19 protein-coding genes are annotated in these 22,001 nt (G+C 64.5%); 14 read left to right on the forward strand and 5 right to left on the reverse strand.

The window, feature by feature from the left end; all coding sequences use genetic code 11:
* Positions 1 to 27 precede the first annotated feature (27 nt).
* Positions 28 to 2,745, reverse strand: coding sequence for an aconitate hydratase AcnA (gene acnA / locus N687_RS0116965; RefSeq protein WP_029422995.1), 2,718 nt, complete (start codon positions 2,743 to 2,745; stop codon positions 28 to 30).
* 284 nt (positions 2,746 to 3,029) lie between these two features.
* On the opposite strand from acnA, the gene N687_RS0116970 reads away from it, so the two are divergent.
* Positions 3,030 to 4,259: an alanyl-tRNA editing protein gene (locus N687_RS0116970; protein WP_035462454.1), complete on the forward strand. Its 1,230-nt coding sequence runs from the start codon at positions 3,030 to 3,032 to the stop codon at positions 4,257 to 4,259.
* 75 nt (positions 4,260 to 4,334) lie between these two features.
* Here the strand turns inward: N687_RS0116970 and N687_RS0116975 are convergent, their stop codons facing one another.
* Both N687_RS0116975 and N687_RS0116980 read right to left on the reverse strand, forming a co-directional pair.
* Positions 4,335 to 5,297 (reverse strand): MraY family glycosyltransferase, encoded by a 963-nt coding sequence (locus N687_RS0116975; RefSeq protein ID WP_035462456.1) that lies wholly within the window; start codon positions 5,295 to 5,297, stop codon positions 4,335 to 4,337.
* A 12-nt stretch (positions 5,298 to 5,309) separates the two neighbouring features.
* A complete protein-coding gene (locus N687_RS0116980; protein ID WP_029422998.1) occupies positions 5,310 to 5,780 on the reverse strand; it encodes a hypothetical protein in 471 nt (156 codons plus the stop codon).
* Between the two features lie 207 nt (positions 5,781 to 5,987).
* On the opposite strand from N687_RS0116980, the gene N687_RS0116985 reads away from it, so the two are divergent.
* From N687_RS0116985 to N687_RS24065, 7 genes are all read left to right on the forward strand, one after another.
* Positions 5,988 to 7,244 carry an MFS transporter gene (locus tag N687_RS0116985; RefSeq protein WP_331280146.1) on the forward strand — a complete coding sequence of 419 codons (1,257 nt, stop codon included), beginning with the start codon at positions 5,988 to 5,990 and terminating at the stop codon, positions 7,242 to 7,244.
* A gap of 314 nt (positions 7,245 to 7,558) precedes the next feature.
* On the forward strand, positions 7,559 to 8,218 hold the full coding sequence (gene coxB / locus N687_RS0116990) for a cytochrome c oxidase subunit II (RefSeq protein WP_156040196.1): 660 nt from the start codon (positions 7,559 to 7,561) through the stop codon (positions 8,216 to 8,218).
* Between the two features lie 143 nt (positions 8,219 to 8,361).
* Positions 8,362 to 9,975 (forward strand): cytochrome c oxidase subunit I, encoded by a 1,614-nt coding sequence (gene ctaD, locus N687_RS0116995; protein ID WP_051663380.1) that lies wholly within the window; start codon positions 8,362 to 8,364, stop codon positions 9,973 to 9,975.
* A 104-nt stretch (positions 9,976 to 10,079) separates the two neighbouring features.
* The gene (locus tag N687_RS0117000) at positions 10,080 to 11,078 is read left to right on the forward strand and encodes a COX15/CtaA family protein (protein ID WP_156040197.1); all 999 of its coding nucleotides are present in this window, start codon (positions 10,080 to 10,082) and stop codon (positions 11,076 to 11,078) included.
* A 24-nt stretch (positions 11,079 to 11,102) separates the two neighbouring features.
* Positions 11,103 to 12,020 carry a heme o synthase gene (gene cyoE / locus N687_RS0117005; RefSeq protein ID WP_029423003.1) on the forward strand — a complete coding sequence of 306 codons (918 nt, stop codon included), beginning with the start codon at positions 11,103 to 11,105 and terminating at the stop codon, positions 12,018 to 12,020.
* 49 nt (positions 12,021 to 12,069) lie between these two features.
* The gene (locus N687_RS0117010) at positions 12,070 to 12,702 is read left to right on the forward strand and encodes a hypothetical protein (protein ID WP_029423004.1); all 633 of its coding nucleotides are present in this window, start codon (positions 12,070 to 12,072) and stop codon (positions 12,700 to 12,702) included.
* 286 nt (positions 12,703 to 12,988) lie between these two features.
* Positions 12,989 to 13,699 carry a hypothetical protein gene (locus N687_RS24065; protein ID WP_035462458.1) on the forward strand — a complete coding sequence of 237 codons (711 nt, stop codon included), beginning with the start codon at positions 12,989 to 12,991 and terminating at the stop codon, positions 13,697 to 13,699.
* Between the two features lie 112 nt (positions 13,700 to 13,811).
* Here N687_RS24065 and N687_RS0117025 read toward each other — a convergent pair whose 3' ends face one another.
* Positions 13,812 to 14,012 carry a YjzC family protein gene (locus tag N687_RS0117025; RefSeq protein WP_419670142.1) on the reverse strand — a complete coding sequence of 67 codons (201 nt, stop codon included), beginning with the start codon at positions 14,010 to 14,012 and terminating at the stop codon, positions 13,812 to 13,814.
* Between the two features lie 98 nt (positions 14,013 to 14,110).
* Between N687_RS0117025 and N687_RS22495 the strand changes: the two genes are divergently transcribed.
* From N687_RS22495 to N687_RS22500, 5 genes are all read left to right on the forward strand, one after another.
* Positions 14,111 to 15,310, forward strand: a complete 1,200-nt coding sequence (locus N687_RS22495; RefSeq protein ID WP_051663381.1) for a sensor histidine kinase — start codon at positions 14,111 to 14,113, stop codon at positions 15,308 to 15,310.
* A 4-nt stretch (positions 15,311 to 15,314) separates the two neighbouring features.
* Positions 15,315 to 16,019: a response regulator gene (locus N687_RS0117035; protein WP_029423008.1), complete on the forward strand. Its 705-nt coding sequence runs from the start codon at positions 15,315 to 15,317 to the stop codon at positions 16,017 to 16,019.
* 158 nt (positions 16,020 to 16,177) lie between these two features.
* Positions 16,178 to 17,119 (forward strand): ABC transporter ATP-binding protein, encoded by a 942-nt coding sequence (locus N687_RS0117040; RefSeq protein ID WP_051663382.1) that lies wholly within the window; start codon positions 16,178 to 16,180, stop codon positions 17,117 to 17,119.
* A complete protein-coding gene (locus N687_RS0117045) occupies positions 17,119 to 18,246 on the forward strand; it encodes an ABC transporter permease (RefSeq protein WP_029423010.1) in 1,128 nt (375 codons plus the stop codon). The genes N687_RS0117040 and N687_RS0117045 overlap by 1 nt, the downstream gene beginning before the upstream one ends.
* Before the next feature lie 15 nt (positions 18,247 to 18,261).
* A complete protein-coding gene (locus tag N687_RS22500; RefSeq protein ID WP_051663383.1) occupies positions 18,262 to 19,449 on the forward strand; it encodes an ABC transporter permease in 1,188 nt (395 codons plus the stop codon).
* 127 nt (positions 19,450 to 19,576) lie between these two features.
* On the opposite strand, the gene N687_RS0117055 is transcribed toward N687_RS22500, so the two are convergent.
* Positions 19,577 to 20,650 carry a class I fructose-bisphosphate aldolase gene (locus N687_RS0117055; protein WP_029423012.1) on the reverse strand — a complete coding sequence of 358 codons (1,074 nt, stop codon included), beginning with the start codon at positions 20,648 to 20,650 and terminating at the stop codon, positions 19,577 to 19,579.
* A gap of 202 nt (positions 20,651 to 20,852) precedes the next feature.
* Between N687_RS0117055 and ispG the strand changes: the two genes are divergently transcribed.
* A complete protein-coding gene (ispG, locus tag N687_RS0117060; RefSeq protein WP_029423013.1) occupies positions 20,853 to 21,941 on the forward strand; it encodes a flavodoxin-dependent (E)-4-hydroxy-3-methylbut-2-enyl-diphosphate synthase in 1,089 nt (362 codons plus the stop codon).
* Positions 21,942 to 22,001: the final 60 nt, after the last annotated feature.

The raw sequence follows: 22,001 nt of genomic DNA on the forward strand, positions 1-22,001 counted from the left end.
TGCCGCCGGCAGTGCGCCGGACGTCGATCAGGCGCCGGCGTGCAGGTTGCGCAACACCGTCTGCAGGATGCCGCCGTTGCGGTAGTAGTCGATCTCCACCTGGCTATCCAGGCGCAGCACCACGTCGAAGGAGAACTGGCTGCCGTCCTCGCGGGTGGCCGTGACCTTCAGCGTCTGGCGCGGCGTCAGCTCGCCCGCCAGCCCCTCGATGGTGAAGGTCTCACGGCCGGTGATGCCGAGCGACCGCCAGGAGTCGCCTTCCTTGAACTGCAGGGGCAGCACGCCCATGCCGACGAGGTTGCTGCGGTGGATGCGCTCGAAGGTCTCCGCGATGACGGCCTTGACGCCGAGCAGGTTGGTGCCCTTCGCCGCCCAGTCGCGGGAGCTCCCGGTGCCATACTCCTTGCCGGCGATGACGACCAGCGGCGTGCCGTCCGCCTGGTACTTCATGGCCGCGTCGTAGATCGGCATCACCTCGCCGGTCGGCAGGTAGGTGGTGAGGCCGCCCTCGGTGCCTGGGGCCACCTGGTTGCGGATGCGGATGTTGGCGAACGTGCCGCGCATCATCACCTCATGGTTGCCGCGGCGGGACCCGTACGAGTTGAAGTCGACCGGGTTGACGCCGTGCTCGATGAGATACTTGCCAGCCGGGCTGTTTGCCGCGATGCTGCCCGCGGGCGAGATGTGGTCGGTCGTCACCGAGTCGCCGAGCAGGGCCAACACTCGGGCCGACCGGATGTCGCCCGTCTCCGGCAGATCCGCCGTGATGCCGACGAAGAACGGCGGCTCCTGGATGTAGGTGGACGCCTTGTCCCACTCGTACAGCTCGCCTTCCGGCGTCTCCAGCGCATTCCAGCGCTCGTTGGCGCTGAACACGTGCTCGTACTCGGCCTTAAACATCTCCGGCGTGATGACCGAGCGGATGGTCTCCTGGACCTCCTGGGAGGTTGGCCAGATGTCCTTCAGATACACCGGCTTTCCGTCCTTGTCCGTGCCGAGCGGCTCGTGGACGAGGTCGATGTCGACCGTCCCCGCCAGCGCGTACGCGATGACCAGCGGCGGCGATGCCAGGTAGTTGGCGCGCACCAGCGAGTGGATGCGGCCTTCGAAGTTGCGGTTGCCGGAGAGCACCGCGGACACCAACAGGTCGTTCTCGCGGATGGTGTTCGCCACCTCGTCCGGGAGCGGGCCGCTGTTGCCGATGCAGGTGGTGCAGCCGTAACCGACCACGTCAAATCCGAGTTGGGACAGCGGCTCGAGCAGGCCCGCCTTCTCCAGGTAGTCCGTCACTACGCGGGAGCCGGGCGCCAGGCTGGTCTTGACGTACCGCGGCGGCGTCAGGCCGTGCTCGACCGCCTTTTTCGCCAACAGGCCCGCGCCCACCATGACGGACGGGTTGGAGGTGTTGGTGCAGCTGGTGATGGCGGCGATCACGACGGACCCCGTCTTCATCACCTCGGTTGCGCCGTTCTGGAAGCGGACGGTGGCCTCTTTCGTCACCTGCTCGTCGGACAGGCCGAAGCCTCCCTTGTCGATGGGCTTGCGCAGCGCCTCTTCGAACGTCGCCTTCATGTCCTTGAGGGTGATGCGGTCCTGCGGGCGCTTCGGACCCGCCATCGTCGGCGAGACGGTCGACAGGTCGAGCTCGATGGTATCGGTGAACACCGGGTCCGGCGTGTCGTCGGTGCGGAAGATGCCCTGTGCCTTGGTGTACGCCTCCACCAGGGCGACGAGCTCCTCGCTGCGGCCGGTGCTGCGAAGGTAGTTCAACGTCTCGTCGTCGACCGGGAAGAAGCCCATCGTCGCACCGTACTCCGGTGCCATGTTGGCCACCGTCGCGCGGTCCGCCAGGCTGATATTCGACAGGCCCGGGCCATAGAATTCGACAAACTTGCCGACGACGCCCTTTTTGCGCAGCAGATTGGTCACCGTCAACGCCAGGTCGGTCGCCGTCGCGCCCTCCGGCAGCTGGCCGGTCAGTTTAAAGCCAATGACCTCAGGCATCAGCATGTACAGCGGCTGGCCGAGCATGCAAGCCTCCGCCTCGATGCCGCCAACCCCCCACCCGAGGACGCCGAGGCCGTTGATCATCGTGGTGTGCGAGTCGGTGCCGACGAGGCTGTCCGGGAACACCACGATCTCGCCGTCGATCTCCTTCTGCTGCACGACGGTCGCCAGGTACTCCAGGTTGACCTGGTGGACGATGCCTGTGCCAGGCGGCACGACGCGGAAGTTGTCGAATGCCTTCTGCGCCCAGCGCAGGAACTTATACCGCTCCTCGTTGCGCTCGAATTCTTTGTTGATGTTGAACTGCAGCGCCTCGCGCGAGCCGAACGCATCCACCTGTACCGAGTGGTCGATGACGAGATCGACCGGGACGAGCGGGTTGATGCGCTTCGGATCGCCGCCGAGGCGCTTCATGGCGGCGCGCATGGCGGCGAGATCGACCACAGCCGGCACACCGGTGAAGTCCTGCAGCAGAATGCGGGCCGGCTTGAACGGGATCTCGTTTTGCGCCGGGGAGGCCGCGTTCCAAGTGGCGAGCAGGCGGACGTGATCCTCCGTCACCGCTCGCTGATCGATCTGGCGCAGCACGGCCTCGAGCAGGATCTTAATAGAGAAAGGAAGGCGGGAGACCTGCCCCACTCCCTTTTCTTCGAGGGCGTTCAGATGCGCGTACGTGAACTTGCGCCCGTTCACGGTCAGCGTGCGCTTCACGCCGAACGGATCGTGAAACACTGGCATGATATTTCCCCCACTCTCTGTTCGATTTCTGAACCACATTTTCGCAGAACACGGGGCCTGTGTCGAATGGGAATCCAAAAACGCGATGAGTGCATGCGGATTCTTCATATCCCCGCGTGCCGCCGCGCCGCCGAAGAAGATGAAGACGGGCGCCCGGCGGGCCCAGATGAGGCGATAGCAGTCACCTGTCACTCTACTATCAACCCTGAATCGTTGCAAGATGAAGCGTTTGGAATTGTCCCTCCAGGCCTCCGCCGGCTAAAATCAGGTCGGAGGTGGGCGGCATGTCCCTGGCGGAGAAGAGGCTCTATTACCACGACAGCTATCGCACGCGGTTCACCGGGGTGGTCACCAGTTGCCGGGAGGCGGGGGGACGATGGCTCGTCCGCTTGGATCAGACCGCGTTCTATCCGACGTCCGGTGGCCAGCCGTACGACACGGGGCGGTTGGGCCCCGCGCAGGTGCTCGACGTGTTCGTGGAGGAAGGGGAGGTCGTCCACGCCACCGACCGGCCGCTCCCGACGGGGGAGGCCGTCGAAGGCGAGATCGACTGGGAGAGGCGGCACGATTTCATGCAGCAGCACTGTGGGCAGCACGTGCTGTCGGCCAGCTTCGAGCGGTTGTACGACATCGATACGGTCGGGTTTCACCTGGGAGACGAGTGGGTCACCGTCGATCTCGATGCCGAACTCACCTGGGACCAGGTGGCGGAGGCGGAGCGGCTGGCGAATCAGGTGGTGTGGGAGGACCGCCCGGTTTATGCGCGTTTTGTCACGGAGGAGGAGCTGGCCGTCCTGCCGCTGCGGCGTCCGCCCAAGGTGGACGAGGATGTGCGCGTCGTGACCATCGAAGGGTTCGATCACAATCCGTGCGGCGGGACCCACCCGCGCCGGACGGGGGAGATCGGGCTCATCAAAGTGGTGAAAATGGAGCGGATGCGGGGTGGCACGCGGCTGACCTTCGTCTGCGGGAAACGGGCCCTGCGCGTCGTGCAGGCGCGTTTTGAGGCGGTGAACGAGCTGGCGCGGCGGCTGTCGGTGTCCGTCGAGGACCTGCCTGCGGCGGTGGAGAAGCTGTCGCAGGAGGCGCAGGGTGCGCAGAAGCGGATGCGTGTCCTGCAGGATCAGTGGCTTGACCTGCGGGCGGAGGCGCTGGTTCGGCGCGTCGCGCCGGAAGGCGGAGAGCCGCCAGGGAGGCCGTGGGTCTGCGAGGCGCTGGAGGACGTGGATACGGCGGACTCGCTGCGGGGATTGGCCCAACGCGTGGCCGCGCGGGAAGACGGGGCCACCGTGTGCGCCCTCGCGGCGGTCACGGGAGAGCGTGTGTCGTTGGTGGTGGTGAGTCGCGATCCGCGGGTGGACGCGGGCGCCGTGGTACGGGCCGCGCTCGAACCACACGCCGGCAGAGGCGGCGGCAACCCGAAGCAGGGCCAGGGTTCTGCGCCAGCGGGACCCGGTACGGACGCGTCCGCCGTCTGCGACACGGTGCGCCGGGTCCTCGCATCCTTCGCCTGATGCCGAAGAGGGCCGGTCCTGAGGCGCCTCGGCCGGGAACAGGGCCGGGGCGCATCCGGGACGGCCAAATCGCGCTCAGCGCTGCAGGAGCACCAGGATCATCGACGCCAGGGAGCAACAGGCGCTGAGCAGATACATGAACGTGACCGCCTGTACCTGGGAGAAGCCGGAGCTGAGCAGACGGTGATGACCGTGCGTCTTGTCTGGCTTGTACACCGGCCGGCCCTCCAGGGCGCGCCGGATGACGACCCGCAGCCCGTCGAGGATGGGCACCCCGAGCGCGAGCACCGGGACGAAGATGGAGACGACGGTGGCGGATTTGAACGCGCCGATCACCGCGATCGACGCCAGAAGAAAACCGAGCAACGTCGACCCGGCATCGCCCATGATGATGCGGGCTGGGTAGAAGTTGTGGCGCAAAAACCCGAGGGCGGCACCGGTCAACGCGGCCGCCCACAGGGCCGAGGCCGCGTCTCCCTTGATGATGGCGATGAATAAGAGGGTCCCCGCCGAGATGCTGGCGATCCCGGCGGCCAATCCGTCCAGCCCGTCCAGGAAATTGAATACGTTGATGACCCCGACGATCCACACCAAGGTCACCAGGATGGAGACAAACGCGGGAAACTGGACAAAGTGCGGGTGGCCGAACGGCATGGAAAAACCGCGGACCGTGCCGCCACAGCCGGCCACGACCGCCGCGGCGATGAGCTGTGCGACGAACCGCGGGGACGCCGGGAAGTCCCGGCCGCGGGTCTTGTAGTAGTCGTCCACGAGCCCGATGGTGAACAACAGCACCGAGCCGGCGAGCATGCCCCAGTACACGCGAGGCACGTGCCCCAAGCGCAGGGAGCCGGCGAGGCTGGCCGCCAAAAAGCCGGCCAGGATGGCCGCACCGCCCAGCAGGGGCAGAGGTTGTTTGTGCACTTTTCGCGCGTTGGGCAGATCGACGAATCGCCAACGCAGCGCCACCCGGCGCAGCGGCGGCACCAGAAGCCAGCTGACCGCGAACGCGGCCAGCGCAACGGCCAGATCCGTCAACGTTGTCGCCTCCTACCAATTCACCGGCTGCTTCACAGTGTGCAGGGTACCCTGATCATCCGTCCACAAGACCGTCAACTGCCGCGCTTGCGCGTCGTACTGCGTCTCGGCCAGCGTCTGTTGGCGCTTGGTCGCGGGATCGACGAAGACGATGGTCAGCGATTGGCCGTGATCGTACTGGGCGTACAGCCGGGCCATCTCCACAGCGAACGACAGGCGCTGATCCACTGGCAGAGGATGCCCGAGCGTGAGCACGTACGACATCGGCTCGATCCCGGTGCCGGTATCGATGTCGGTCAGCTGACCGATGTGGTGCGTCACCACGTACTCATAAAAGGAGTGCTTGTGAGCCGCCGCGCGGGCGGCAGCGACCTGGCGCATGTACGCGTACAGGCCGAGCATCATGAGCGCAAGGACCGAGATGGCGATGGACAGGTACACCTGGTTGCGCGTCCTGCGCCGCTTGACATCGGTGGTGTTCACGCGGACCCCTCCGCATCGGCAGCGTACAAGCGCCGCCGCTTCCGAATGTGATTATACCGGAGGGCGGCCGCGGGCGACCAGTCCATCCACGCATTGGAGTGGGGAAGACGCCAGATCGACACCGATTCGCCACAGGACGGTCACACCTGCCGGTCAGGGCCGCTTTTGTTCGGGGTCCGCGCACGTGCTATGCTTGATTCCGTGTAAATGCGGGAACAACGGGTGGATGTGTTCAACGCGATGGCGGACCGCCCGGCGGGCGGACAGCGGAGGGGGGACGGAGATATGATCAAACGGCTCGGCGTGATCCTCGTCATGCTCGTCACGGTGTTCATCGGCTTCGGGCTCATCATCCCGGTCATGCCGCTGATGGTGCAGGGCACGGGTGCGCGCCCCATCCATCTCGGGATGATGCTCGCGGTGTATTCGGCGGTGGCGTTCTTCATCTCTCCGTGGTGGGGGCGCCTCAGCGACCGGATCGGCCGGAAACCGGTGCTGATCACCGGGCTCATCGGCTTCGCGGTCAGTTTCGCCGTCTTCGGCCTGGCGAAAGACTGGCTCTGGCTGATGTACGTCTCTCGCCTCATCGGTGGCGGCTTCTCCGGCGCGGTGACGGCGACCGCGATGGCGTACATCGCCGACGTCACCAGTACCGAGGACCGGACCAAGGGCATGGCGTTTGCGGGCATGTCCATCGGTGTCGGATTCATCTTTGGCCCCGCGCTGGGTGGGATGCTCAGCACCCTCGGCGTTGCCGTGCCGTTTTTCGCTGCGGCGGCCTTGGCGCTGCTCAATGCCCTCTGGGCGGCGGCCCGATTGAAGGAGTCCGTGGTGCGGCGCCCGGCGGAAGCCGTGGACGGCGAGGGTTCCCGCCGGTCCCGCTGGGCTGCGTTCACCGGGCCATTGAAGTACTTGTACATCGTCGATTTTGTGGCCCAGTTTTCCATCGCCTCCTTGGAGGGATGTCTGCAGTACTTCGAGATGGCCCGCATCCAGGCCACCTCACAGCAGATCGGCTGGATGTTTTTCATTTCCGGGGTCGTCGGCGCCATCATCCAGGGCGGTATCGTCCAACGCTACGTGAAGCACGGTCGCGAGGTACCGACGATGTACATCGGCCTCGTGGTGTCGGCCGTCGGGTTGTTCCTGATCCTGCTGTCGCGGGATTTCACGACGGCGGCCTTGTTCATGACCATCTTCGGGGCGGGCAACACGGTCATTAAACCGACGCTGCAGTCCGTCGTCACCAAGGAGACGACGGTCGGACAGGGACTGGCGGCCGGGCTCATTTCGTCGATGGACAGCCTGGCCCGTGTGGTCGGTCCCCTGTTGGCGACGGCCCTGTTTCAGGTCCACGAAGATCTCCCGTTCGTGGTGACCGGTATCATCGCACTGGCGGCCGTCGGACTGGTGTACGCTTACCAGCATGCGAAACGCGAAAGAATTGTGACGGAGCCCGTGTGATGGAGATCACCACGGGCTCCTTCGCTTGACTGTCCAGTTGCAAACTATGATACACTGTAACCGGATCTTGGGGGGTGCGCCAGCTCGTTTTGGCCTCATTCGGTTGTATGAGCGGCTGGTGGTCCAGGCAGGGAATGGAAGACGGAGCATTGGTGCATTCTATCATACGGGAAATTTGGCGGCCTTCCAACGGCTCGCTGCTTTTTGCTGTCTGATAGGACGCACAATTGGCGCAATGCCCACGGGTTCAACTGTCTGCCATCGTGCTGCGCCCATGAAGCAACGGTCAGACCTGCCGAGGAGGGTGTGGTGTTGTGAGTTCATCATCTTGGCTACCCGTGCAATTGACCTCGATGGCGCACAATGTGGATCTCCTTTTTTACATCATGCTTGGCATCATCACGTTCTTCTTCGTGCTCGTCGAGGTATTGCTGATCACATTCCTGATCCGCTACCGGCGATCGGCGAAGAACCAGGTCGGCGTGAACGTCCACGGCAATAACGTGTTGGAGACGGTGTGGACGCTCATCCCCGCCCTGATCCTCGTCTTCATGGGTGCCTACAGTGTGCGCTACGTCTATGAGGCGCAGAACCCGCCGGCGAAACCGCTGGTGATCGAGGTCATCGGGCACGAATGGTTCTGGGAGTTCAAGTATCCCAACGGGCTCGACACCCATAACGACCTGCGGATCCCGGCGGGGCAGAACGTGTTGTTCGACATTCACTCGGCTGACGTGATCCACGGCTTTTACATACCTGAGGCCCGCATCCAACAAGACGCACTTCCCGGCCGGATCACACAGTTCTGGGTGAATGTGGACGCCAAGGACGTGGGCAAGCAATTCCAGGTGCCGTGCGATCAATTCTGTGGCGCGGGCCATCCCATCATGGTCGGCCAGATGACGGTGATGTCCCCGGATGATTTCAACACCTGGATGCAGACGGAGCTGCAGAAACAGCAGGCGAAGTCGTAGGCCATCGTGACGCCTGGGCAACCCGCTCGTCGCCATCGGGCCGGAAGGCTCCCCGGCGTCTGGGCCGTCCGGTGCACTCCTCTCTTCGGCACCCCGCACGGGGTGGCGGATGAGCGGGCAAACTGAGACAAGGTGGTGTGAACATGGAAGCCGTCCTGCAGGTGCCGCGCCGGTCCTTCGTCCGCGAGTGGGTGCTCACCGTGGACCACAAGAAGATCGGCATCATGTACGGCGTCACCGCCCTGTTCTTCTTTCTCATCGGCGGTCTGTTCGCATTGTTGGTGCGCACCGACCTGCTGAGCTACAAGGGCGTGTTCGACGCGCAGAGTTACAACGAGTTTTTCACGATGCACGCAACGGTGATGGTGTTCCTGGTCATCATCCCGATGCTGATGGGTGCGTTCGCCAACTACCTGGTTCCGCTCCAGGTGGGCGCGCGAGACATGGCGTTCCCGCGCATGAACGCCCTCAGCTACTGGTTGTATTTCGTCGGGGGCATCACCATCCTGCTCAGCATGGTGTACGGGATGCCCGACTCCGGGTGGACGGCGTACCCGCCGTACAGCCTGACCTCCCAGGGACCGGGAATGGACTTCTTCGTCATGGCCATTCACATCGTCGGCCTCTCCTCCATCCTCGGTGCCATCAACATCATCGTGACCGTTCACCGCATGCGGGCGCCGGGTATGACGTGGAACCGGCTGCCGCTGTTCGTATGGAGCACATTGGTGACGGCGTACATGCAGCTGTTCGCGACACCCGCTCTGGCCGGGGCGGTGACGACCCTGCTGCTCGACCGCCACTTCGGCACGGTCTTCTACGACAGCTCCGCCGGCGGCGACCCGATGATGTACCAGCATCTGTTCTGGTTCTATTCGCACCCGGCGGTCTACATCATGATCTTGCCCGCGTTCGGCATCATTTCCGAGGTGATACCCGTCTTCGCGCGCAAGCCGATCTTCGGCTATCACGCGATCGCATACTCCAGCGTGGCCATCGGCTTCCTCGGCTTCTTCGTGTGGGCGCACCACATGTTCGTGGCCGGGATGCAGATGTCCGCAGGCATCCCGTTCATGATTTCGTCGCTGGTCATCGCGGTTCCGACGTCGGTGAAGATCTTCAACTGGCTGGCGACGATGTGGCGGGGTGCGGTGGAGTACACCGTTCCGATGATGTACGCTTCGCTCGGGTTCATCGGGTCGTTCATCATCGGCGGCTTCAGCGGTACCATCGTTGCGGCGGTGCCCCTGGATATGCACCTCCACGACACGTACTTCGTGGTGGCGCACATCCACTACGTGCTGTTCGGCGGCGCGGTGATGTGCATCATGGCCGGCATCCACTTCTGGTTCCCGAAGTTGACCGGCCGCATGTACAACGAGAAACTGGGCTACCTCGGGTTCTGGCTGTACTTCATCGGCACGCAGGTGACATTCTTCCCGATGCACCTGGTCGGCCTGGCGGGCATGCCGCGACGCATCGCGTCGTACGCGCCCATCTTCCAGACCTGGAACCAGGTTGCGACCATCGGTTCGTACATCCTTGGCCTTGGCACCATCATCATCCTGTACAACCTGATGATCTCGGCCAAGTACGGCCGCAAGGTGGGCCACAACCCCTGGCACGCCCGCACCCTCGAGTGGACGGTGTCCTCGCCGCCGCCTGAGCACAACTTCGATGAGATTCCGGTCGTCACGGATTCGCCGTACCGTCCGTACAAGCCGGAGGAACTCACGGCGAGCAAGGAGTCCGCGTAGTGGGCTTGTTCCGCCTGCGCGCGGGCCGTTGTGGCGGAGCAACGCGTTGAGGCGGCGGTACGGGCACGGCGGTGCAAGGAGGGTTCGGCGGGGAGGTGAAGCGCGTGAGCTGGCGACTGCCGATGATGACGTCCATCGTCATTGGCATTCAAATGACCTTGGGGGCATTGGTCGTCGGCGAGGATGCGGGCTTCGCCTGTCCCGATTGGCCACTGTGCAACGGCGTGCTGTTTCCCAGGCCGAGCGGCCTGATCGCGCTCGAACTGGTGCACCGGGCGACGGCGCTGCTGGTCGTGGTGCTGGTGGCGGCCGTCGCCGTGCAGGCCTGGCGCCACCGCAGGGAAGACGCGCGCTTGTTTCGCCTGAGCGTTTGGGCTGTGTCGTCCCTGCTGTTGCAGGTCGTGGTCGGTGGCTTGATTGTCCTGGTCAAGGCGCCGGGGGTGACCACCACCATCGACGTGCTGAACAGCATGTTCCTGCTTTCGTTGTCCGTGACCATCGCCATGCGCGTTCGCCCTCGCGCGGTCGCGCGCTCTCGCGTGGTGTTCGACATCCACTCCGGCGAACCGCGGGTGGAAGCGTACCGAAGGCTTCGCCCGGCATCCCGTGCGTTCACGGGTGCGGTGTGGGCGGCTGTGACCGCGGGGGCGTTGTTTCGGCACACGGGCGAGAGTGAGGCGCTGTTCGGGCGCGACGATTATCTGGCGAGCCACGGCCAGACCGCGATGCCGTCATTGGGGGAGGCCCACCTCATGCTTGGCGTGCACGGGGTAACCGGCCTATGTCTCGCCGCCGCTGCACTGTTTCTGGCGGTCAGGGCGTGCCGGACGAGGGTCCTCGTCCCTTGGGCCTGGGGGTGCCTCGCGTTGGTGGGGGTCCAAGTGGTGCTTGGCCTCTTGACATTGGCGACGGCGCTGCAGCTCGCATTGGCCACAGTCCATTGGACCGTGGCAAGTGTGTTGGTGGCATGCGCGGCTCTGTTGCAGGGCTTGACGGGGGAGACGGCGGAAGACGGTGCGCGGGCTTTTCATTCGGGCGCGGACACAGACGAGGACGGCCACAGGGATGGAGTGGCCCTCGTCGAGCCGAACCCGTCTCGGTGACCCTGGTGAAAGGAGGGAGAGACGATGGCGGTGCACGGGATGGCGGCGAAGCGCGTACGCGGCGAGGAGGCGCAGCAGCGATACGGAAAGTGGCGCGATTATATCTCTCTGATGAAGCTCGGGATCACGACGGCCAACCTGATGGCGACAGTGGCCGGCCTGTGGATGGGTGCCCATGGCCACCCGGGGTGGAGCACGGTGGCGATCACGCTCGTCGGCACAGCGATGGTGGTTGCCTCAGGGGCGACGCTCAATAATTTCGTCGATCGCGACATCGACGTGCGCATGGAACGCACGAGCGGACGCGCTTTGCCCGCGGGGAAGGTGCAGCCTTTGTCGGCCTTGGTCATCGGACTCACCCTCGGTGCAGCCGGATTGGTGCTGCTCGCCGGTTGGGTCAACGGGACGGCGGCGGCATGCGCGTTTGTCGGCCTCGTGATGTACGCATATGTGTACACGGTGTGGTTGAAGCGAACCACCACGCTCAGCACGGTCCTCGGCGGATTGGCGGGGGCGATGCCGCCACTCATCGGGTACGCTGCCGGAAGCGGCGGCCGTCTGGATCTGGCAGCGTGGGTGGTGTTCAGCGTGTTTTTCCTGTGGCAGCCTCCACACTTCCTGCCGCTCGCGATGAAGCGAGTAGAGGATTACCGTGCGGCCGGAATCCCGATGCTGCCGGTTGTGCGCGGATATACCGAGACAAAATGGCAAATACTGGTGTACACGGCGGCCATGGTGCCGGTTTCGTTGCTGCTGTATGCGCTCAGGGCTGCGGGGGTCATCTACCTGTTGGTCGCGCTGGTGCTCGGCGTCATCTTCTTATGGCGTGCGGTTCAGGGGCTGTTCACAAAGGACGATTTGGCATGGGCGAACCGGCTGTTCCGGTTTTCCCTGGTGTACCTCACCGGGATCTGCCTGGCGATGATTGTCAATCCGCTGTGACTACGAGCAACGCGTGTAGCGGACACGTTGGGAACGGAGGAGGATCAGGATGGCGACCGAACATGCACATGCGGCGGGGCACGCCGCCCACCACGACGAGCATGTCGACCATCAGGGCAACGCAAACTTCGCGGTCTGGTGCGGACTGGCTGCGCTCACGTTTACCACGGGGACGTTCGTCGCGTCCAATGTGTACTTGAGGGCTTGGAGCCCGACCAAGTTTGTCTTGGACGATACCTTGTTGAAAGACCTGCCTTATTTTGCAGTCCTGTTTTCCATCATCTCTACCGTGCTGTTGCTGATCGCCGCGTCCTTTTTCGTCCGGGACAAATGGCGCGCTTTCAACGGGACTTTGGCGTTGGCGGCCTTGACCTATGCGGTCGTGTTGTTGACGCAGTTCCGGCTGATGATCTGGTTTGCGGGGTACAGCAAACAGGTGGCGACCATATACGCCCCGACGGCGGCCATGCAGTTTCTGCTGAACCTCGTCGGCATGATCCTTCTGGCCGTGGCGGGCTGGTACTCCAGCTTTCCGAACAAGGCGCACATCAACAAGTTCTTCCCGGTGGCCATGAACGTCTGGTTGTACTCGGCGGTGTCCGGGATCCTGATTCTGATCATCGAGAACGTCATCACCTGGGGACAGTTCGCCGCATGGTGCGGCATCAAACTGACCAGCTGAAGATCTCGCGCGAGGCGGAGGAGGGGAATCGATGCAACCGCTGCTGTTCGCACTCGGCATCTTCGCCTTCGTGGCGCTGACGCTGTTGATCCTGAAGTACACGACGTATCTGTCGAACACCAAGAAATAAACGGACTTGCATCGCTCGCCGCCGTGGAGCTTCCGCGGCGGCTTCCGTACATTCTGCCGGACGCGTTCCCGGTCATGGTCCGGGCGCCGGGCCGCCCCCTGCGCGTATGGGGTGTCACGGAGCGGCGTGGCGGTCCGGCTTGGAGAAGGGATGGGCGTGGGCTCGACCTTGGCATTCACAACTGGATGGGTTTGCATCGTGTTCCTGTGGTCGGTCTTCAGGCGGTACCTGCAGCACCGACGTCTGAGCCACCTGTTTTGGAGCGTATCGCTGGCGGCCTCGGCGGTCGCGTCGTTCAGCTATTGCGGCGCGCTCTGGGCGTCCGGCGCGGCCGCCGAGGTGTGGTTTCGATTGTACTACACCCTCGGGGCGTTGTGGATGCCCGCCTGGATGGGGCTGGGCAGCCTGGCGTTGGTGTTGCGCCCCAGGTGGGTGTGGGCGATGGCGTCGGCGGTCACGGTGGCAGGCGCCGCAGGTAGCGTTCTGTTGTCGAACGCCCCCATTCGCCCGCAGGCCCTGGCGGCGCTGGCCGGGCAGGCCGGGACCGGCATTCTGGCACCGGGCGCCTGGTTGGGGGTGCTCATCCCGCTGAACACATTCGGCGCCGCGGCGGTCATCGGGATCGCGGTCTGGTCGGCGTGGAAGACGTATCGCAGAGAGGCCCCAGTTCGATTCCTGTACGGGAACCTCTGGTTGGCGTTCGGCGTGTTGGTGATCTCCATGGCGGGGACATCGGCCCGGATGGGATGGGGGGATCTGTTCTGGGGCGTGATGTTTCTGGGATGGGGGATCACCTACTGGGGGTACCGCCTGCTGACACCCCCTGCGAAGGCGTGGGTGGAACCCGTTCCCAACGGCGTCCGGTGATGGGACAGGGTCGGCGTGATGGCGAACTGCCGACCCTGGCGGACCGCCGTTCGGACGGACGCTGGCCGAGGGTGATCCGCGGTTCCTGTCTCGACGCGCCGCCGGCGAAGTCTCACGAATTGCGGTTGTTGTCGCGGGTCCACTTGCGGTTGCGATTGCGGGTGTGGGGAAATGCGTCCCCTTTCTTCAGATACACTCGATTCGGATTGTGCAGGTTCTGACTGTCCGGATGTTCCCCGATCTCCACGTACCATCCGTCATTCGGCACTTCCCAGCCTGGCTCAAAGACGTTGTTTTGTCCCAAAGCAACCACCTCATCTTCTAATATGTTCTAATATGGGTGATGCATGCCCGAATGTATGCAGATGCAGATCGCATGCCTCACGCTACATCGAGCAGGAGTTGGTTCCCGTGCGTCCCTTCCTGTGGTTGCTGCGCTGGATCATCTGGATGACCGCAGTGATCACGTTTGCCGTCACGCACCCGAGGTTGGACACGGCGGCGGTCTGCGCAGTGGCGGCTGCAGTATTCAGCGGCACCAGCGCCGTGCTGGCCAGCCACTCGTCGCATCCAGCGTGGCCGCAGATTCGAGGCCGCACGGTGTTGGTGGAGGGCGTGATCTCCTGGGTGCTGGCGGCGTGGTTCTCGGCGCACGCGGAGCCGGATGTTCGCCTTCTCGTCGTTCTCTGGACACCACCGGGCACAGCCGCGGCGCTGGCACTGGGCGAACGGCTGCAGTGGGGATTGGATGGGGCGGCCTCCCTGGGGGTCGTCACGGCCGTGGTTTCGGCCGTGCGCACCGTCCCACTGCCTGTCCTGACCGTGATCTGGACACACCTGCCGTACTTGATAGTATCGGGATTGGTGGTGGCTTGCGAACATCTGTGGCGGACATTGTGCCGCGAACGCACATTGCACCGGGCGGCTTTGGAGGAGGTACGGCGGCGAACCGAGCAGGTTTCCCGATACAACGAGCAGGTGAACGAATACGCCGAGCGGGTACATCGCCTCGCGGCAGCGGAGGAGAGGAACCGGATCGCCGGGGTGATCCACGACACGGTCGCCCATCGGTTGACCGCCCTGTTCGTCCAGCTGCAGGCCGCCCGCCGCGTCCTGGCGCAGGGAGACAGCGCCGCGGCCGTCGGGAATCTGGAGGTGTGTGAGGTGCTGGCGCAGGAATCCCTGGCCGATGTCCGCCGGTCCGTGCACGCGCTTCGCAGCCAGGTGGCCGGGGAGGGCGTGGAGGCACTGCGCCGGCTGGCGATCCAGTACGGTGCCATGACCGGGATGGAGGTGCGCTTCGACGCAGGAGGGGTGGAAATCCTGCCGATGCATTGCCTCGGGGTGCTCTATCGGGCCATCCAGGAGGGGCTGACCAACGCTCACCGCCATGGCCGCGCCACCATCGTCACCATTCGCCTGCGGATGGCGGATGGGATGGTGATGCTGGACGTGTCCGACAACGGGCGCGGTGCGAAGGGGACGCTGGCCGGTTTCGGGCTGAGCACCATGCGCGAACGGGTACAACGGCTGGGCGGGGACGTCCATGCGGACACCCGCCCCGGACAGGGATTTCGCTTGCAGGTACGGGTCCCGGTGGTGGAGGGATGACGGCATGATTCGCGTGATGATTGTCGATGACCAGCGCCTGATGCGCGATGGGCTGCGCACGCTGTTGCAGCTGGAGCCGGACATTCAGGTGGTGGGAGAGGCCGGCGACGGCGAGGAGGCCGTTCGCTTGGCCCAGCAGCAGGAGGTCGACGTGGTCCTGCTCGACATCCGCATGCCTCGCGGTGACGGGATATCCGCTCTCCGTCAGCTGCGCCGGCTCCGACCGAACCTGCGTATGTTGATGCTCACCACCTATGACGACCGAACCGACATAGTGGACGCGCTGAGATCAGGAGCGAACGGCTATCTGGTGAAGGACATGCGAGCCGAGGAGATTGCCGAGGCCATCCGCACGGTGATGGAAGGCGGAGCGGTTTTGCCGCCGCGGGTGGCGAGCGAATTCCTCGCCGCTGTCCACACGGAAGGGATGCACGCGGAGACCGCCGGGCCCGGCACGGGGGGTTGGGCGACGGTGCCACCTTTGCCGGGGGAGGAAGAGTTGACGGACCGCGAGCGGGAGGTGTTGCACCGCCTGGCCCAGGGTTTGTCGAATCGGGAGATCGCTCGTGAACTGTTTGTGAGCGAGGGGACTGTGAAGAATCACGTGAGCAGCGTGATCGCAAAGCTGGGCCTGCGCGACCGCACGCAGGCCGCCGTATACGCGGTCCGGAGAGGCTTTGGCGTGAGCGGGTCACGCGTGGATCCGTGAGGGCCGGGGCTGCTCTGCCCATGGGATGACAAAGGTCATGGACGTGTGAGAAACCTCCCCCTTTCAGGGGGCTTTTTTTATGCCGTTTGGCACTGTCTGCACGGTGCCGGCCCCTGATACGATGAGGACGCGCAAGGAGATGGAATGGGGGAATCGGCGTGTTGGAGGTCAGGGATTTGCGCAAGACTTACGGGTCTCACGTGGCCGTGGATGGTGTCAGCTTCACCGTCTCGCCGGGGGACGCCTTCGGGCTGCTCGGGCCCAATGGGGCCGGGAAATCGACGACCATCGCCATGGTTTCCGGTCTCATTCAGCCGGACGACGGGGAGGTGCTGCTGCAGGGGCACAGCCTGCGCACGCATCCCCGGTTTGTCAAGCAGCGCCTGGGGCTGGTACCCCAGCACATCGCCCTCCACGAGCGGTTGACCGCTGAGGAAAACCTCCGCTACTGGGGGCAGGTGTACGGTGTTCACGGTGCCAGACTGAGGGATAACGTCGAGTGGTGCCTGCGGGTGGCAGGCTTGACGGACCATCGGAAGCAGCGGGTGGATCGGTTTTCCGGAGGAATGAAGCGGAGACTGAACATCGCCGTCGGCCTGATCCACCGCCCTGAGGTGTTGATCATGGACGAGCCGACGGTGGGCATCGACGCGCAGTCGCGCAACCACATCCTGGACACCGTTCGGCAGTTGAACCGCGAAGGCATGACGGTCATCTATACGAGCCACTACATGCAGGAAGTGGAGTACTTGTGCAATCGCCTCGCCATCCTCGACCACGGGCGGATGATCGCGTATGGGGCATTGGATGACGTCAGGCTGTTGGCGGGCGGGCTGTCCACGGTCCGCATGGACCTCGACGGCGACCCGGCGTCCGCCTTGGACGCGCTGCAGCAGGCGGTCCCTGCGGAACGCGTCGAGGCGGGGGATGGAAGAATCTCGTTTCAGGTGCGAGACCCGGGTCCAGCCGTCGGGAAGGCGGTGTTGGCGTTGTCCCAATACGGGATCGCACCCGTGCGGATTGACATCGAGCGCCCGAATCTGGAGGCCGCCTTCCTGCAGCTGACGGGCCGGAGACTGCGCGACGGGGGGGACGCCTGATGCGCCTGGTGTGGGCGATGGTGTGGGCTCAGATGTTGGATTTGGTGCGGGATCGCAAGGCAACGCTGTTGACGTTGGCCATGCCTCTGGTGTTGACGGCCATCCTGGGCTTCGCGCTGAACGGCCTGTTTGGCGGGAAACCGTTGCCCGTGGTGCGGGTGGTGGTCCATGACGCCGACGGCGGCGATTATGCCCGGCAACTGACTTCGTTCTTGAAGGATCAATCGCTGTTCCGCGTCTCGGAGGCTGGGAGTGCGGAATTGGCCCGCCAAGCCCTGGCGTCCGGGCAGGCGGACGTGGCGCTGGAGATCCCGAACGGGGTGTCCAACCGGATCGATCACGGAGGATCTGTCCAGGTGGACGTGGAGGCGCCGGTCAAGCAGGAGTTCGGCCAACGGCTGGTGCAGCAATTCGTCGATGGCTTCGGCAGCCGGTGGTCGGCGGTGCGTGCCGCCATGGAGAGCGGACTGCCTCCCGCGTCCGCTGCGGCCGGTGAGCCGCTGCAGATCCGGGAGACGGCTCCGGGCACACGACCGTTAAACGCGAAGACGTATTACGCCTACGCGATGATGGCGATGTTCCTGTTGCTGCATGCGGTCCAGCGCGCAGGCGTTTTGGTTCGCACCCGGCAGTCGGACCAATTCAAACGGATGGCCGCCGGACCGATTTCCGCTTCCGCCGTCGCGGTTGGAGACCTGATCTCCACCCTTGTGGTGCTCACCGCACAGTGCCTCGTCCTGTTCGCCGCGTATCGATGGATCCTGGGGGCAGACGCTGGTCCGCCGCTGCAGATGGGGGTGTTGACCGGTTCTTACCTGTTGGCGCTCTCAGGCCTGTCGCTGCTCATCGGGCGCTGGGTGCGGTCCGAGTCGGTGGTGGACGGGATCGCAGGCATCGGCGTCAACGTGATGGCCGTTGTGGGAGGCAGCATGTACCCGATCTTTGGATTTCCGGAGTGGGTGCAGCGCTTGGCGCAGTTTCTGCCAAACGGCCGCATCCTCCGCACCTGGCTGGATTCCGCCATGGGCGTGTCGTGGCACGCGGTGTGGGTGGCCGCGGGATATCTGCTCGCCGTGGCGCTCGTCTGCTTGCTGGCGGCTGCCCTGCGGCGGCCCGCGGTGGCGTGAAAGGGGGAGACGACGATGGCGGTTTGGACCATCATCAAAGGGTTTTGGATGGGCACGGTGCGAACCTACGCCAACCTGGTATACATGCTGGTGATGCCGGTGGTGTTCCTGTTGGTGTTCGGCGTTCTGCCTCACATCGGAGAGAAGGTGCTGCCGGTCGCGGTGGTGGATGACGACCACACGGTCGTCTCCAGGGCCTATATCGCCGCGCTGCGCCAGACGGACGGCGTTCACGTCGAGGAGATGGCGGACGACGCCCTCGGGGATGCTCTTCGGTCGTTCCGTGCGGCCTGTATCGTCACCTTTCCGCACGGATTTCAGGCGGTGGCGCTGAGCGGGCAGACGCCACAGGTCATCTGGGTCAATTCGCCGAACGTGAGTGCCGACACCCAGGCGGACATCCAGCGGCTGCAGGAGCGCATGCAAGAGTGGACGCTGCTGGGGGAGGCGGGCGTGCAGCAGGCGCGGACCGGGCATGCGGCCGCAACCGGGGGCAGCGGCGGGGACCCGTGGGCAGATGCCTTCGCAGCAGGGATGAAGGGGGCTGCACACCTGACGCCCGCGTTCGTCAGCCGCGCCGTGAGCACGTCGGGGGCCGACACGGCGTCGACGAGCCTGCCGCAGGATCAGCAGGCGGTGATCGGGGTCGCCCTCATGTTCATCATCTTCACGGTGTTCGGCAGCACGGGCACGGTGCTGTTGCATCGCAGCAGCGGGGTGTGGGACCGGTTGCTCGCCAGCCCTGCGCCGCGCTGGCAGGTCCTTGCCGGCTACGGGTTGGCGTTCTTTTCGGTGGGCTGGGTGCAGTTCGCCATCCTGTATTTGGCGGGTGCGGTCTTCGGCACCCCTGTCCCGCTCAATCCATTGGCGATCGCGGTGGTCACGCTGTACGTGCTGGCGATCTGCGGCATTGCCTTGTGCATCGCGAGCCTCGTCAAAAGCGCGGAGCAGCACATGGGCGTCGGCACGTTCGTGGCCGTGACCACCAGCATGGTGGGCGGTGCGTACTGGCCGCTGGACATCGAACCGGAATGGATGCAGCGGCTGGCCTGGTTCGTCCCGCAGGGATGGGCGGTGAACGGGTTCAAGGCGGCCCTCCTCGGCTGGGGAGCGGCGCCGGAGACCTGGCTCTCCATGGGTGTGTTGGCCGCGATCGCCGTCGTGTTCTTCACGGTGGGTATGGTGCTACTGCGGTATTCGTGAACAGCAAAGGCCCGCCGCAGGGTACGGCGGGCCTTTGACCGTGAGCGGGCTGTGAGCCGCGAAGGCAGGCGGACCGGGAGCCGCCCGCAGGCCCCGCAGTCCTGTAAATCTGGAAGTCTCGGCTGGCTTACGCGATGGTGATCTCCTTGCACAGGTACACGTCCTGAATGGCGTTCAACAGTTTGACGCCCTCCTCCATCGGGCGCTGGAACGCCTTGCGGCCCGAGATGAGGCCCATGCCGCCGGCGCGCTTGTTGATCACGGCGGTGCGCACGGCTTCGGCGAAGTCGTTCTGTCCGGACGGTCCGCCGGAGCTGATGAGGCCGATCTTGCCCATGTAGCAGTTGGCCACCTGGTAGCGGGTGAGGTCGATCGGGTGATCGGACGTCAGCTGCGTGTAGATGCGCTCGTCCGTCTTCCCGTAGCTGCTGCCTTCCATATTGAGCGCCTTGTAACCGCCGTTGGTCTCCGGCAGCTTCTGCTTGATGATGTCCGCCTCAATGGTGACGCCCAGGTGGTTGGCCTGGCCGGTGAGATCGGCCGCGGTGTGGTAGTCGACGCCGTCCTGCTTGAAGCGGGAGTTGCGCAGGTAGCACCACAGCACGGTGAACATGCCGAGCTCATGGGCTTCCTGGAACGCCTCGCTGACCTCCTGCAGTTGGCGAGTGGACTCCTCGGACCCGAAGTAGATGGTCGCGCCGACCCCGGCCGCGCCGAGCTCCCACGCCTGGCGCACGCTGCCGAACATCACCTGATCGTACTTGTTCGGATACGTGAGCAGTTCGTTGTGGTTGATCTTGACGATGAACGGGATCTTGTGGGCGTACTTGCGAGAAGTCAGCGCGAGCACGCCAAAGGTGGACGCGACAGCGTTGCAGCCGCCCTCGATGGCCAGCTTGACGATGTTCTCGGGGTCGAAGTAGGCCGGATTTTTGGCGAAAGACGCGCCCGCCGAGTGCTCGATGCCCTGGTCGACCGGCAGGATGGAGACATAGCCGGTGCCGGCGAGGCGGCCGGTGTTGAACAGCTGCTGAAGGTTGCGCAGGACCTGGTTGTTGCGGTCCGAGTGGGCGTACACCTCGTCCACCGTGGCGGGCGATGGGACCGTGAGGGCCTGCTTGGGAATGGTCTTGCATTCGTGGCCCAACAGGGCGTCCGCTTCGTCTCCCAGGTAGCGGACGATGTCGTCCATGGTAAGCATGCCAGTCACCTCTCAGAATCCAAATCACCCGGCGCGGGGCGGCGCCCTGGGCCGCGGCCGAGGAGGACTGCCCAAACGGGCCTGCCTGCGCGCGGGTGTGCAGGACGTGCTGAAAACCCGTCATTAATGTAACAGATCCAGGCCCCGAATGGAAAAACGATTTGCGGTATAATGGGCGTGCAACGGAAGGTGAGGGATGGACATGTATCACCGCACGCAGACGCGCCCGGTGCGCGTCGGCAACCTCACCATCGGCGGGAGCAACCGGGTCATCATCCAGAGCATGACCACCACCAAGACCGCCGATGTGAAGGCGACCGTGGCGGAGATCCACCGTCTGGAAGAGGCCGGCTGCGAACTGGTGCGCGTGACCGTCAATAATCCTGAGGCCGCGGAGGCCATCAAGGAGATCAAAAAGCAGATTCATATCCCGCTGGTCGCGGACATTCATTTCGATCACCGGCTGGCGTTGAAGGCGATCGAGAACGGAATCGACAAGGTTCGTATCAACCCGGGCAACATCGGCAAGCGCGATCGCGTCGAAGCCGTGGTGAAGGCGTGCAAGGAGCGGGGGGTCCCCATTCGCATCGGGGTCAACGCCGGGTCCCTCGAGCGGCACATCCTGGAGAAGTATGGGTATCCGACGGCGCAGGGGATGCTGGAAAGCGCGCTGCACCACATCCGGATCCTGGAGGAGCTCGATTTCCACGACATCATCGTGTCGATGAAGGCGTCCGACGTGCCCCTGGCCATTGAGGCGTACCGTCTGGCGGCGGAGTCGTTCGACTACCCGCTGCACCTGGGCATCACCGAGTCGGGGACCCTGTACAGCGGCACCATCAAGAGCGCGGCGGGCCTGGGGACGTTGTTGTCGATGGGCATCGGCAACACCATTCGGGTGTCGCTCAGCGCCGACCCAGTGGAAGAAGTCAAGGTGGCGCGCGAGCTTTTGAAGACCTTCCATCTGATCTCGAATGCCCCGACCCTGGTATCGTGCCCGACCTGCGGGCGCATCGACATCGATCTCATCGCCATCGCCAATGAGGTGGAGGCGTATCTCCAGAACATCAAGGCGCCCATCAAGGTGTCGGTGCTCGGCTGCGCGGTCAACGGGCCGGGCGAGGCGCGCGAGGCGGACATCGGGATCGCCGGGGCGCGCGGCGAGGGGCTTCTGTTCCGCAAGGGCAAGGTGGTGCGGAAGATCCCGGAGGCGGAGCTGGTCAGCGAGCTGAAAAAGGAGATCGACCGTATGGCGAAGCGGTACCAGGAAACGGGCTCGATCGACGAATGAAGGCCTTCGCGCGGCGGCTGTCCATTGGGGCGAGCGCGGTGCAAGTTGGGTTGGAAATGG

Source organism: Alicyclobacillus macrosporangiidus CPP55, assembly GCF_000702485.1.
Taxonomy (GTDB): domain Bacteria; phylum Bacillota; class Bacilli; order Alicyclobacillales; family Alicyclobacillaceae; genus Alicyclobacillus_H; species Alicyclobacillus_H macrosporangiidus_B.

Excerpts from the sequence above, each read along its gene's own strand:
- acnA (WP_029422995.1), bottom strand. The coding sequence starts at position 2,745 with ATGCCAGTGTTTCACGATCCGTTCGGCGTGAAGCGCACGCTGACCGTG.
- N687_RS0116970 (WP_035462454.1), top strand. The coding sequence starts at position 3,030 with ATGTCCCTGGCGGAGAAGAGGCTCTATTACCACGACAGCTATCGCACG.
- N687_RS0116985 (WP_331280146.1), top strand. The coding sequence starts at position 5,988 with ATGCGGGAACAACGGGTGGATGTGTTCAACGCGATGGCGGACCGCCCG.
- ctaD (WP_051663380.1), top strand. The coding sequence starts at position 8,362 with ATGGAAGCCGTCCTGCAGGTGCCGCGCCGGTCCTTCGTCCGCGAGTGG.
- cyoE (WP_029423003.1), top strand. The coding sequence starts at position 11,103 with ATGGCGGTGCACGGGATGGCGGCGAAGCGCGTACGCGGCGAGGAGGCG.
- N687_RS0117010 (WP_029423004.1), top strand. The coding sequence starts at position 12,070 with ATGGCGACCGAACATGCACATGCGGCGGGGCACGCCGCCCACCACGAC.
- N687_RS0117035 (WP_029423008.1), top strand. The coding sequence starts at position 15,315 with ATGATTCGCGTGATGATTGTCGATGACCAGCGCCTGATGCGCGATGGG.
- N687_RS0117045 (WP_029423010.1), top strand. The coding sequence starts at position 17,119 with ATGCGCCTGGTGTGGGCGATGGTGTGGGCTCAGATGTTGGATTTGGTG.
- N687_RS22500 (WP_051663383.1), top strand. The coding sequence starts at position 18,262 with ATGGCGGTTTGGACCATCATCAAAGGGTTTTGGATGGGCACGGTGCGA.
- N687_RS0117055 (WP_029423012.1), bottom strand. The coding sequence starts at position 20,650 with ATGCTTACCATGGACGACATCGTCCGCTACCTGGGAGACGAAGCGGAC.
- ispG (WP_029423013.1), top strand. The coding sequence starts at position 20,853 with ATGTATCACCGCACGCAGACGCGCCCGGTGCGCGTCGGCAACCTCACC.